General features: G+C 59.3%; 12 protein-coding genes. 9 read left to right on the top strand and 3 right to left on the bottom strand.

The window, feature by feature from the left end; genetic code table 11:
* Window positions 1-17: 17 nt before the first annotated feature.
* Window positions 18-917, bottom strand: coding sequence for a LysR family transcriptional regulator (locus ACIQT8_RS02505; RefSeq protein WP_400963009.1), 900 nt, complete (start codon window positions 915-917; stop codon window positions 18-20).
* 122 nt (window positions 918-1,039) lie between these two features.
* Here ACIQT8_RS02505 and ACIQT8_RS02500 point away from each other — a divergent pair, with 122 nt between their 5' ends.
* From ACIQT8_RS02500 to ACIQT8_RS02475, 6 genes are all read left to right on the top strand, one after another.
* Window positions 1,040-2,236, top strand: coding sequence for an MFS transporter (locus tag ACIQT8_RS02500; RefSeq protein WP_400963006.1), 1,197 nt, complete (start codon window positions 1,040-1,042; stop codon window positions 2,234-2,236).
* Window positions 2,233-2,703, top strand: a complete 471-nt coding sequence (locus tag ACIQT8_RS02495) for a cyclophilin-like fold protein (RefSeq protein WP_400963003.1) — start codon at window positions 2,233-2,235, stop codon at window positions 2,701-2,703. Before ACIQT8_RS02500 ends, ACIQT8_RS02495 begins: the two co-directional genes overlap by 4 nt.
* Window positions 2,704-2,735: 32 nt before the next feature.
* On the top strand, window positions 2,736-3,815 hold the full coding sequence (locus ACIQT8_RS02490) for an alpha/beta hydrolase (RefSeq protein WP_400963000.1): 1,080 nt from the start codon (window positions 2,736-2,738) through the stop codon (window positions 3,813-3,815).
* A 131-nt stretch (window positions 3,816-3,946) separates the two neighbouring features.
* The gene (locus ACIQT8_RS02485; protein ID WP_400962997.1) at window positions 3,947-5,140 is read left to right on the top strand and encodes a carboxymuconolactone decarboxylase family protein; all 1,194 of its coding nucleotides are present in this window, start codon (window positions 3,947-3,949) and stop codon (window positions 5,138-5,140) included.
* A 199-nt stretch (window positions 5,141-5,339) separates the two neighbouring features.
* Window positions 5,340-6,116: a polysaccharide deacetylase family protein gene (locus tag ACIQT8_RS02480; RefSeq protein ID WP_400962994.1), complete on the top strand. Its 777-nt coding sequence runs from the start codon at window positions 5,340-5,342 to the stop codon at window positions 6,114-6,116.
* A gap of 204 nt (window positions 6,117-6,320) precedes the next feature.
* Window positions 6,321-7,079 carry a prephenate dehydrogenase/arogenate dehydrogenase family protein gene (locus tag ACIQT8_RS02475; RefSeq protein ID WP_400962991.1) on the top strand — a complete coding sequence of 253 codons (759 nt, stop codon included), beginning with the start codon at window positions 6,321-6,323 and terminating at the stop codon, window positions 7,077-7,079.
* 13 nt (window positions 7,080-7,092) lie between these two features.
* Here the strand turns inward: ACIQT8_RS02475 and ACIQT8_RS02470 are convergent, their stop codons facing one another.
* Window positions 7,093-7,638 carry a GNAT family N-acetyltransferase gene (locus ACIQT8_RS02470; RefSeq protein WP_400962988.1) on the bottom strand — a complete coding sequence of 182 codons (546 nt, stop codon included), beginning with the start codon at window positions 7,636-7,638 and terminating at the stop codon, window positions 7,093-7,095.
* Between the two features lie 253 nt (window positions 7,639-7,891).
* Between ACIQT8_RS02470 and ACIQT8_RS02465 the strand changes: the two genes are divergently transcribed.
* From ACIQT8_RS02465 to ACIQT8_RS02455, 3 genes are all read left to right on the top strand, one after another.
* Window positions 7,892-9,424: a sensor histidine kinase gene (locus ACIQT8_RS02465; RefSeq protein WP_400962985.1), complete on the top strand. Its 1,533-nt coding sequence runs from the start codon at window positions 7,892-7,894 to the stop codon at window positions 9,422-9,424.
* A 3-nt stretch (window positions 9,425-9,427) separates the two neighbouring features.
* Complete coding sequence (locus ACIQT8_RS02460; RefSeq protein ID WP_400962982.1) at window positions 9,428-9,793, top strand: response regulator; 366 nt, start codon at window positions 9,428-9,430, stop codon at window positions 9,791-9,793.
* A gap of 224 nt (window positions 9,794-10,017) precedes the next feature.
* Entirely contained in the window at window positions 10,018-11,772 is a 1,755-nt protein-coding gene (locus ACIQT8_RS02455; protein ID WP_400962979.1) for a peptidoglycan D,D-transpeptidase FtsI family protein, read from the top strand.
* On the opposite strand, the gene ACIQT8_RS02450 is transcribed toward ACIQT8_RS02455, so the two are convergent.
* Window positions 11,766-12,383 carry a TetR-like C-terminal domain-containing protein gene (locus tag ACIQT8_RS02450; RefSeq protein WP_400962976.1) on the bottom strand — a complete coding sequence of 206 codons (618 nt, stop codon included), beginning with the start codon at window positions 12,381-12,383 and terminating at the stop codon, window positions 11,766-11,768. The two genes, ACIQT8_RS02455 and ACIQT8_RS02450, sit on opposite strands and share 7 nt — an antisense overlap.
* Window positions 12,384-12,590 lie beyond the last annotated feature (207 nt).

Here is a 12,590-nt window from a genome sequence, read left to right as displayed (position 1 = left end):
ATATCGCGACGTAAAATCTAGCATCGTCCGTGATAGCGCAGCGCCTCAAGCACAACCTTCATCGCCGGCGACATCTGCCGTCTGCTGGCATAATAGAGATGATAGCCGGTAAACGGTTCACACCAGTCGTCGAGTACGCCCTGCAATCTGCCGGCAGCAATGTGCTCCTCGACGAGATCCTCGGGTATATAGGCAATTCCATATCCTTTCATGGCGGCGTCGATCTGCGCGATCGATGAGTTGAAACTCAGTTGCCCATCCACCCTGACCCGAAGCTCGCGGCCGTCCTTTTCAAATTCCCAGGCATAAAATCCGCCCCAGGTAGCCTGCCGCGTGTTGATGCAGATATGCCCGACCAGATCCTGCGGCACCCGTGGAATGCCGTGGCTGGCAAAATAGTCGGGTGAACCCACCGCCCGCAAACGCCAGTCCGGACCGATACGCACGGCAATCATGTCCTTGTCGACGCTCTCACCGAGCCGCACACCCGCATCGAAACGTTCCTCGACAATATTGCGCATGCCGTTGTCGCTATAAAGTTCGACGCGGATGTCGGGATACCCCGAAAGCACCCTGCTCAATTTTGGCCAGACGGTCATCTGCAAGGCGTGATCGGAGAGCGTCAGACGCACGGTGCCCGAGGGCTTTTCGCGAAAAGCGACGAGGTCGGCGAGATCAGCCTCAATTCCCTCAAAACGCGGCGAAAGCGACTGGAACAGACGCTCACCAGCCTCGGTCGTCGCAACGCTGCGTGTGGTCCTCGTCAGCAAACGCACGCCAAGCCGTGCCTCCAGTTGCTTGATCGTATAGCTGAGCGTCGATTGCGACGTACCAAGTGTCGCTGCCGCCTTCGTGAAGCTCTGCGCCTTCGCAACCTCGAGAAACCACAGCAGATCCTTCATGTCCTCACGCTGCATGGCTGCCCCTATTGATATTGGATTTCGATAAGTCCATGCGGATTAGCACGGATTGTCCGCAAAGTAGAGCGACAATATCCTGGCGCCATAGAGAGAAACCCCGTTTCGACAGGCGGCGCCATATGACACTCACCTACAACGAAAACGTTCAAGCGAAGGAGACGGCGCCCGCTGCCTGGAGCGCCGTGCTATCCATGACACTGTGCGTTTTCGTTCTGATCGCCTCGGAATTCATGCCGGTCAGCCTGCTCACGCCCATTGCCACCGATCTCGGCGTTTCCGAAGGAAATACCGGTCAGGCCATATCGGTTTCCGGCATCTTTGCCGTGCTGACCAGTCTGTGCATTGCCTCCGTCATCCGCAGGCTGGACCGCCGGACCGTCGTTCTCGGCCTGACGGCGCTGCTGATGGTATCGGGCGCCATTGTCACCTTCGCCGCCTCCTACCCCGTTCTGATGCTAGGACGCGCTCTGCTGGGCGTATCGATCGGCGGTTTCTGGTCGATGTCGACATCCATCGTCATGCGACTTGTCCCCGATAAAGAGATACCGAAAGCGCTCGCTCTGCTAAACGCCGGCAATGCCATCGCGGCAACCGTGTCAGCCCCGCTTGGCAGTCTTCTCGGTGCCTATATCGGCTGGCGTGGCGCCTTTTTTCTGGTTGTACCGGTGGGTCTGCTTGCGCTTGTCTGGCAATGGGTCAGCCTGCCATCCCTTCCCCCTCGTCGGGAACGCGCATCGCTCAACGTATTCAGGCTTCTGGCGCGGTTGCCGGTGGCAATGGGCATGGCGGCGATCCTGACGCTGTTCATGGGGCAGTTTGCGCTTTTCACCTATCTCCGCCCGTTTCTGGAACAGGTCACACGGGTCCACATCGAAACGCTGTCGCTGTTCCTGCTTGTCATGGGTCTGGCGGGAGCGGTCGGAACCTGGGTCGTCGGAAGACTGCTGCAACACCGCTTGTTCGGCATTCTGATCACCATCCCGCTGCTGATGGCCGTTGTCGCCCTGTTCATGATCGCCTTCGGGGCTATGAAAATCCCGGTCTTCGCCGCCTTGATCGGTTGGGGCTTCCTCGGCACGGCGGCACCGGTCGGATGGGGCACGTGGCTGAGCCGCACGCTTCCCGATGATGCCGAGGCCGGCGGCGGGCTTCAGGTCGCCGTCATCCAGCTCGCCATCACGGCGGGGGCATCGGCCGGCGGGCTGGTCTTCGATGCGCTTGGCTGGCTGTCGACATTCTCGATGAGCGCGCTTCTCCTGTTCTGCTCCTCGCTTCTTTCCGTCGCCGCATGGCGGGCTGCACGGAACCGGCCATGAAGAGATCAGACGCGCCGGAACCGCAGCGGAGAACACTTCTGGCAACGGCGCTGACAGCCCTCGTCCTGCCCGCACACGTCTTCGGCAAAAGCGACCCCAACAATCAGGACATGACCGACATGAAGATCAGACTGACATTCGCCGACAGAAGCATGAGCGCATCGCTCTATGACAATGCATCCGCCCGCGACTTTTTCACGATGCTTCCGCTCAACCTGACGATCGATGACTTCAGCTCCAACGAGAAGATCGCCTATCTGCCGCGCAAGCTCACGACGGAAGGCCACGGTCCATTCAACAACGAGCGCCCATACGACCTCTGCTACTACATGCCCTGGGGCAATCTGGCGATGTTTTACGCCGATTACAAACACCCCGGCCTGATCCGGCTTGGGCGTGTTGATGAAGGCCGGGATGCCCTTCATCTCGCCGGGAAATTTCCACTTCGCATCGAACCCCTCCCATGACCCGAAACCTCAAACACGCAGGAGATTTCTCCATGACCAGACACGTCGAAACAATTGAAACCCTCAACACCAGCAGACGAAATCTGATGAAGACAACCGGCCTGACGGTCGCCGCATTGAGCATGGTAACCGTGGCTGGCCAGTCGGCGGCGGTGGCGCAGGACGCCACATGGGACAAGGTCTTTGCCAAGAGCGACCGTGTTGACCATCAAAAGGTCTCGTTCAGGAACCGCTACGGCATCACGCTCGCCGGTGACCTCTATTTGCCGAAGGATCGCGGCAGCGCACCGCTCTCAGGTCTCGTCATCAGTGGTCCGTTCGGCGCGGTCAAGGAACAGTCATCGGGCCTTTATGCCCAGACAATGGCCGAGCGTGGCTTTGCGGCACTGGCCTTCGATCCGTCCTATACGGGCGAAAGCGGTGGTGAACCCCGCAACGTTGCCTCACCCGATATCAACACCGAGGATTTCAGTGCTGCGGTCGATTATCTTGGCCTGCAGTCTTTCGTTGACCGCGAGCGTCTCGGTGTCATCGGCATCTGCGGCTGGGGCGGCATGGCGCTGAATGCGGTGGCCGTGGACAAGCGCGTCAAGGCCGTGGTGGCCAGCACCATGTACGACATGACCCGCGTCATGTCGAAAGGCTACAATGACAGCGTTACCCTTGAGCAGCGCACTCAGGCGCTTGAACAGATGAGCCGGCAGCGCTGGCAGGATGCGCAAAATGGCACGCCCGCCTACCAGCCACCCTATAACGAGCTGAAGGGTGGCGAGGCTCAGTTTCTCGTCGACTACCACGATTATTACATGACGCCGCGCGGCTACCATGCCCGAGCCGTCAACTCCGGAAACGCCTGGAGCCAGACGACGCCGCTGTCGTTCATGAACATGCCGATCCTGACCTATATCGCCGAGATTTCACCGCGCCCGGTTCTCTTCGTCCACGGCGAAAAGGCGCATTCCCGCTATTTCAGCGAAACGGCCTTTGCCGCAGCGGCAGAGCCGAAAGAGTTGCTGATCGTTCCCGGCGCCAACCACACCGATCTTTATGACCGGATGGACAAGATCCCGTTCGACCGGATCGCCGATTTCTTCGGCCAGCATCTGGCTTGAGACGAACAAAACAAATCACCCCTGAAACTCTGCGTCGCCGATGAACGGCGACGTCAATCCCCACGTCACAGGCCCCGTTCGGCAGACGTTTCATGCTGACCGCGCCTGTCTGCACGACAAAGGATACCGACATGAAAAACATTGCTGCAAGTTTCGCCATCTCCGCCCTCGCCGCCACTGGCGCCGAAGCACAGGAAGAACGCCGGCGGATTGCCCCACCGGCCGTCTATGACGTCGCACCCGGTCTTGGGCATTTCACCGACAGCGTTCTCTTCGGTGAGGTCTGGGAACGGGCCGACCTCTCGCCGCGCGACCGCAGCCTGGTCACCGTTTCGGCACTGGTTTCGACAGGCAAGACCGCGCAGATTGCCGCCCATGTTGGCCGCGCGCTGGACAATGGCGTGAAGCCGAAAGAAATCGGCGAGATCATCACCCATCTCGGATTTTATTCCGGTTGGCCGAACGCCATCTCCGCAGTCACGGAAACCAAGAAGGTGTTCGATGAGCGCAGCATCGCGCCGGTGGAAAACAGCACCGGTCCTCGCATCGCACTGGAAGCCGCCGCAGAGGCAGCCCGCGCAAACACCGTCAATACCGCTGTGGCGCCGACAGCCGCAACGCTCGCAGACCTCACCAACCGCGTCCTCTTCGGCGATCTCTGGCAACGGCCCGATCTCTCCGCCCGCGACCGCAGTCTCATCACGGTTGCCGCGCTGATTGCGCTCGGTCAGCCCGAACAATTGCCGTTCCACGCCAACCGGGCCATGGATAATGGCCTGTCACAGGCCGAAGCTTCGGAAGTGTTGAGCCATGTGGCTTTCTACGCCGGCTGGCCTCGCGCCATGTCGGCTGTGCCGGTGCTGAAGCAGGTGCTGGAAGCCAGGAACGCTACCCCGGCAAACGCTGAAAATGCCGATATCGAGATCACCCGTGCAGGAACCGGGATGATTGCGGCGCCAGAGCAGTATTTCACCGGCAAGGTGGAAATCTCGAGCTTTTATCAGGCCGCGCAGCCGGCGCGTGTCGGCGGCGCAACCGTTTCCTTCACAGCGGGCGCTCGCACCGCATGGCATACGCACCCTCTCGGTCAGACGCTTTATATCCTGAGTGGCCGGGGCTGGGTGCAGAAGGAAGGTGATGACGTCCAGGAAGTCACCACCGGTGACATCGTCTGGATACCGCCACTTGTCCGGCATTGGCACGGTGCCTCGGCAGACGAAGCCATGAGCCATTTCGCCGTGGCGGAAGCGCTGAACGGAAGCTCCGTAACCTGGATGGAGAAGGTGACGGACAGCGACTATGCATCCGGTGCGGCAACGGAGTGAACGCGCCCGCGGCGGTCGGACAAGGCATTGTCTGACCGCGCACATGCCAGCATTCGCAGAGCCGGGAAGAGAAGGGGTAGCTCCCTGCCCTTTCTTCTCGACACGACCAGTCCGTATCGTAGAAGTTTGTCGATGACATTGCGTCTCGCCGTCTGATTGTGGCACTCTCCACGCCATGGCGGCCTGGGAGATCGTGCGGATGCGGTTTGGTGACAGATTTCGAGCCCTTGTTGCTGCCGTGGCCTTTGCCGCGTTTTGCGCACCATCGGCCAAGGCGGCCGAGCGAACCATCTATCTGACCTTCGATGACGGCCCGCTTCCCGGCACGGAGAATGTTCTGCAGGTGCTGTTCGAAGAAAACGTGCCGGCAACGATGTTCATGGTCGGCCTTCACGTTGAAACGCAAGACGGCGGCCGCGCTGTTCTGAAGGAAGCAAAATCGCTGGATGCCGTCGTCGTCGGCAATCACAGCTACAGCCACGCCCATAACCGTTACAGGCAGTTCTATTCGAACAGCGATGGCGTCATTGCGGATTTCGAGAAGGCCAACGGCGTTCTCGGTCTGGCAAAGCCGACGCCTGCGAGATTACCGGGACGAAACGTGTTTCGATTGCAGAACATTCATTCCGAAGACCTTTCGCTCGATGTGCGCGAATGGGGACAGGAGTGGCTGGACTTCGAGCTGGTCAGCGAGGCCGGTTTCCGCCTGTTTGGCTGGGATCATGAATGGGTTCACTACAACGACGGCAAGCCTGTTCAATCCGCGAGGACACTGGTGAACGAGATCGACGCGCTCTTCGCGCATAACCGCTTCGTCACGCGCGGAAAGATGATCCTGCTGATGCACGACCAGATGTTTCAGGACAAGTTCGACGGAGAAAACAATCTTCGCACGGTAATCCGCGAATTGAAGAAACGCGGCTACAAGTTCGAAGATCTGACAACCTACGAACCGCAGGTCGTCGCAAGCGACTGAAAGGCCGGTATCCCTCCGCAAAGCTTCGTTGACTTGCAGAATGCGGCTTGCTATTCGGCTCTCATGATGACCGTTACGACCTTTGCCGGCCTGTATTATGCGCTGCTGAAATAGCGGCGGGTTCATCATATTGTTCAACCGCTGCCTGGCCAGCGGTTTGATTTTGACGGACGCCTCTGGCCGTGTGGCCTTTTCGAGGATGTCATGTCTGACGTTTCCCATGAACTGCCCCTGATATCGCTGGGGATCATTGGCTTCGGTGCCTTCGGTCAACTGATTGCCGAACACCTTGGCCCGCATTTCGATATCCGCGTCTTTGACATCGCGCCGGATATCGCCCGCGCCGAAAGGCTCGGCGTATCGGTTGTTTCGCTTGAGGCAGCGGCGCAATGCGCCATCGTGGTGCTGGCCATGCCGGTCAGCAGGATGCGCGATGTGCTGATCGAAATTGCCCCGCATCTGAAGCCCGCAACGCTCGTGCTCGATGTCGGCAGCGTCAAGACCGGACCCGCCGCCATGATGAAGGAGCTGCTTCCCGACGACGTAGAGATTGTCGCGACGCATCCGCTGTTTGGACCGCAGAGTGCGAGAGGCGGCATTCGCGGGCTGCGGATCGCTGTCTGCCCGGTGCGTGGGCCTCACCTGCGAGTTGCCGCCTTCTTCCGCAGGCTTGGCCTTGATGTCATCATCACCACGCCTGACGATCATGACCGCGATGCCGCGCAGGTTCAGGGGCTGACCCACCTTGTTGCCAACCTGCTTCTGCAGATGGACCTGAGACAGACACGCCTGACGACAAAAAGCTTCGATGCGCTGATGTCCGCCGTGGACATGGTTCGCCACGATGCACCGGAAGTGTTTCAGGCGATCCTCGGCGCAAATCCCTATGCCGGTGACATGATCCGGCAGTTCAAATCGCTCACCTCTGCTCTGGACATGCCATCGGCCCTGTCGCGGCCGTGATGCGTACGCAATGCTACCGGCTGGTCGGGGTCGGACGGAAATCGACGGGAACCGTCCAGACCAGACCGTGCCACGGCTTTGACAGGTGCGTGATGGTGAAATCACGCGCTGCGTCGCGAACCAGGCCAAGCTTTCGCATCACGCTCTGCGAGCGCAGATTGGCTGCACCGGTGTAGGAGACAATGCCGGTCAGGCCGAGATCGGTGACGGCATGTGTCAGCGCCGCACCCGCACTTTCCGCCGCATACCCATTGCCCCATGCGGCGCGGCTGAACCGCCAGCCAACTTCGAAATGCGGCCCAAGGGGATGCTCCCTCGCCATGCGCGGCATTACGCCACAATATCCGAGGAAATCGCCTTTGCTGTCTTCGACCGCCCAGCGGGCAACGCCATGTTCAGCCAGTGCGGCCAGATACCGGTCGAACTTGGCCTCGCTTTCCGCGTGATCGACAGGCCCGCCAAGGTCTTCCATCACCTCCCGGTCGGCATGCATCATCGCGAATGCGTGACGATGGCGATCGTCCAGACGGCATAATTGCAGGCGTTTCGTCACGATCATGTCTGCCATTCCCAGCCAGTTTTCATCAGAGCCGTCGCCCCTAACCTCTTTTCACGACAAAGGCGTGAAAAGGCCAGCACCACGAAGAGCGAAACCGGATTGCATCGCAACGAGAAGCGCAATCCTTGCGACACATCCCGAGATCGTCTTTTAGGCTTGCCTGATAGGCCGGATGCCAAGGCTACAGCCTCTTTTTATTTGGCGGCAGAAGTGTCATTGTCGCGTTTTCGTGATGTCCGATGATAGGCTTGAAGTGTCGATTCCAGAATACGTTCAGAACAAAACGCGCCTTGCCGCCCTCGACGACTTCGCCGTTCTCGACACCCCGCCAGAACAGGGCTTTGACGACATCGTATCGCTTGCCTGTCTGATCTGCGAAACACCGGTTGCCCTGGTCAGCCTGGTCAGCGGCACACGGCAATGGTTCAAGGCCAAGGTCGGCTTCGAACCCTGCGAGACGGATCTGGACAGTTCAGTCTGTGCCTATGCCCTGGTCGAAAGCGATTTGCTGGTCATTCCCGATCTGACGCAAGACCCGCGCACGCATAAAAACCCGCTGGTCACCGGTTCGCCGCATATCCGTTTCTACGCCGGCGCGCCGCTTCGCGACGAAGCGGGCAACGCGCTTGGCAGCCTTTGTGTCATCGACAACAAGCCACGCCCGGAAGGGCTGAATGAGCAACAGGCCGAAGGTCTGCGCAATCTTGCCCGCCAGGTCATGACGCAACTGGAGCTGAAACGTGCGATCAATGCCCGCAACGAGGCGATCACGCGGCAAAACGATCTCGATATTCAGAAGCGACTGACCGAAAACCAGTACAGGACGCTCTTCGACGCCATCGAGGACGGCTTCTGCATCGTCGAAATGAAATTCGATGGCGAACTGGCCGTGGATTATCGTTTCATCGAAATCAATCCCGCTTTTGCAGACCAGACGGGACTGGTGGACGCCCATGGCAAATGGATGCGCGATCTGGCACCCAACCACGAGGAACACTGGTTCGAGATTTACGGCCGCGTTGCGCTCACGGGCGAAACTGCACGCTTCGAACATTTCGCCAACGAACTGGAACAACGCTGGTTCGACGTGCAAGCCTTTCGCGTTGGCGATCCTTCGGAACTGCGCGTCGGCATTCTTTTTACCGACAACAGTGAGCGCAAGGCCGTAGCGCAGCTCAAGGCCAATGCCGACGAAGCCCAGAAGGTTCTCAACCACGAACTCAGCCATCGCATGAAAAATACCTTTGCGATGATACAGGCGATCGCGGCACAGACGCTTCGGCCAATTCCAGATCGCGAACCTGTCGATGCCTTCATGCAGAGACTGCACGCGCTGTCGACCGCCCACGACGTCCTCCTGCAACAGAATTGGGCCGAAGCCAAAATCGGTGATGTGGTTTCGGCCGTCCTCGGCGCGCTGGTCGATCCAAGCCGTTTTCGCCTTGATGGGCCAAGCGTCGACCTTGGAGCCCGCGCCACACTCTCCATCTCGCTGCTGTTGCACGAACTTGCCACCAATGCCCTGAAATATGGTGCTCTTTCCGTTGCGGAAGGCAGCGTATGCGTTCGCTGGGGTGTAGAGCGGCAGGAAGACGGCGCAGACGAGCTCGTGCTGTCATGGGACGAAGAAAACGGCCCTCCCGCCGTGGAACCGACCAGCAAGGGTTTTGGCTCGAAACTGATAAAAATGGGCCTCGTGGGAACCGGACAGGTTCGGCTGAGTTACGCTCCATCGGGCTTCAGTGCCGAATTCAAGGCACCGCTTGTTCAGGTACAGGCGGCGTAAGGTATGCCAATGTCAGCGCCCAAGATACTCGTGGTCGAGGACGAACCGCTGTTGCGAATGGCGGCTGTCGACATGATCGAGGCCGAAGGTTTCGAAGCGATCGAAGCTGCGGATGCAACAGAGGCGATTGCCATTCTCGAAGCGCGACCGGATATCACCATTGTCTTTACCGATATCGACATGCCGCGTGGCATGGACGGCATGAAACTGGCAGCCCTTATCCGTGACCGCTGGCCACCCATCCACCTGATTATCACCTCCGGTCACATGACCCCGGCACAGACAAGTCTGCCGGAAAACAGCGTCTTCTTTTCAAAGCCATACAGGGAAAGAGACGTGATCGCCCAGATGCGGCGAATGGCGGCCTAGCCCTCTCTGCCCGCAGTTCCCCAGTCGATGATGTTTCGGCCGATGCCTGGAGGCAACGGACAGGCTTATTATGCCCTGCGACAAACGGCCACTTCCATCTAATGCAATTAAATTCGCATTAACGAGTGACTCGCATTATTAATGCTAATTGATTCGCATTAATAATCCCGGTGGTGCCGAGTGATCGGATTTTGACTGCCCCGGAACACGGTCTCTGGAACTCAATGTCGCTGTCATCTCGCATCCTCTCCGCCCGCAGCCGATTTCATTTTGCCCAGCACAAACGCGGCGACAGTTTTCGCCTTCCCGGCGCGGCGGTTTCAAGACGCAAGGAAACGCGCAAACGTCTTCTGGTGCTGATCGGCAGTTTCATCGCCATGTATGGCGTCATTGGGGCGCGGCTGGCCCAATATGGTTTTGCCGGGTCACAGACCACGGTGTCCATTGGCGGCCGGGGCACCTCCATGGCCTCCCGCCCCGACATTGTCGACCGCAACGGCGAACTGCTGGCGACCGACCTGAACATGGTATCGCTCTACGCCGAACCGCGCCGCATCGTCGATGCCGACGAAGCCGTGGAAAAGCTTGCTTCCGTGCTGCCGGATATCGACTGGAGCGACATTCATAGACGGCTGCAATCGAAAACCGCCTTCCAGTGGCTGAAGCGCCAGCTCACGCCACGCCAGCAGGCCGACATTCTGGCTCTCGGCATTCCCGGCATCGGATTTCGCCCGGAAAAGCGCCGCTTTTACCCTGGTGGGCGCACGGCTGCGCACATTCTCGGCCACGTCAACGTGGACAATCAGGGGCTGGCAGGCATGGAGCGTTACATCGACCGCCAGGGATGGGCAGATCTGCGCGCACTTGGGATGACATCAGACACCCCGCTGGCGCCGGTCAGGCTCTCCATAGACCTGCGCGTCCAGAACATCGTTCATGAAGTCGTGACCCGTTCGATGAGCGCCTATCAGGCGCAGGCCGCAGGCGCCATCGTCCTCGACGTCAACACGGGCGAAGTGCTGGCGATGGCATCCGTTCCCGACTACGACCCGAATGAACCGTCGCGCACCCTGCCGGATGGCACAATCGACAAGGAATACGAAAATGGCTGGCTGAACCGCATGAGCAATGCGACCTACGAGATGGGATCGACCTTCAAGAGCTTCACGCTGGCGATGGGACTGGATATGGGCAAGATCACCCTCAATTCCGTGCTCGATGCGACGAAACCACTGCGCATTGCCGGTTTCACCATTCACGATGACCACGGCCAGGGCAGGCCTTTGACCGTGCCGGAAGTGTTTCAATATTCATCGAACATCGGCACGGCCGCCATCGCTGCAATGGTCGACATGGACGATCACCGCGCATTTCTAACCCGCCTCGGCCTCCTGTCGAAAATGGACACGGAACTGCCCGAGGTTGCCACACCAAGCCAGCCGCGTGTCTGGAGAAAGGTCAATCAGGCGACGATATCCTTCGGTCATGGCGTTGCGACAACGCCGATGCAGACAGCCATTGCCGGAGCGGCGCTGATCAACGGCGGCAAGCTCATTTCACCGACCTTCCTTGTTCGCCCACCGGCGGATATCGCCTCGAAGACGACGCAGGTGATCTCGCCGAAAACCAGCGCCGACATGCGTTTCCTGTTTCACTGGAACGGCGTGAAAGGCTCTGGCCGCAGCGCTCAGGTGCCGGGCTTCAATGTTGGAGGCAAGACCGGAACCGCCGACAAGGTCATCAACGGGCGTTATGCCGCCCACCTGAACTTCAACGCCTTTCTGGCCGGTTTCCCGATGGACAAGCCGCAATATGTCGTTCTGACCACGATTGACGCGCCGCTGACTGGCGAGAAAGGCGGCCGTCTCGCCGCTTATACCGCAGCGCCCATGGCCAAGGAGATCATCACCAGATCGGCAGCGCTTCTGGGCGTCAAACCTTCGTTCGGCGACGGCGATACCGCACTACTCAATTACTGAGGATCGTTCTCATAGAGGACGTAATCGCGGATTGACGGCTGATTGGTGAAAGGATGCGTCATGGCCTGCGATGACAGGGCATTGCTGACCAGTTCGACCTGATAGGCCTTCGAGATCTGCTGGCCGGTAAAGAAGATCCGATAGATGATCGGCGCCACGATCATGTCCATCAGGCGATCGGGATCAGGCACCACCTCGCCGCGCCCCTCGCATCGATCGCAAAGGCAGACGAGGTTTTGAAAGGCATAACCGGCCGCCGTCTGCGCCACGCGCACATTGGTCAGCCGCTCCCGCAGGAGAACATGCCCCGGGCCGGAAGAAATATCGTCGACCAGTTGCTCCAGCCACAGCTCCAGATCGCTGCGGAAAGCCCCGGTGTCGCGCGGCACGCTATCCGGCAGGAAACGTTCGCTCGCCACGTCCTCAAGCAGCTTGGGCAGACTTTCCCATCTGCGATAGATCGTCGATGGCGGAACTTCGGCGCGCTCGGCGACAAGCGGTATCGTCAGCTCACACTCCGGATTTTCAGCCATCAAGGCTCTCACAGCCTGATGAACGGCAATCTGTATACGTTCGCTGCGCCCGCCGGGCCGGATGAGTGTGCGCGCCATGTTCCAATTCCAGTGTCTGAACCGAAGTACCATAGGGTGCCGGTGCCGGAAACCCCTGCGCTGCGAAACCGCCGGGAGCTTCAGCCCGTGCTTTTCCTCCGCCACGTCACGGGCCAGAATGCCGGTCTTTCGGAACCACATCGATATTGGTTACACCCTCCACAATCAAAAAATACACGTAAAACACGTATCAGGTTGTATATTTAC

The sequence above is a fragment of the Agrobacterium sp. NPDC090273 genome, assembly GCF_044772305.1.
GTDB lineage: Bacteria > Pseudomonadota > Alphaproteobacteria > Rhizobiales > Rhizobiaceae > Agrobacterium.
Note: the sequence above shows the minus strand (reverse complement) of the source record. Positions and strands in the feature narration are given on the sequence as shown.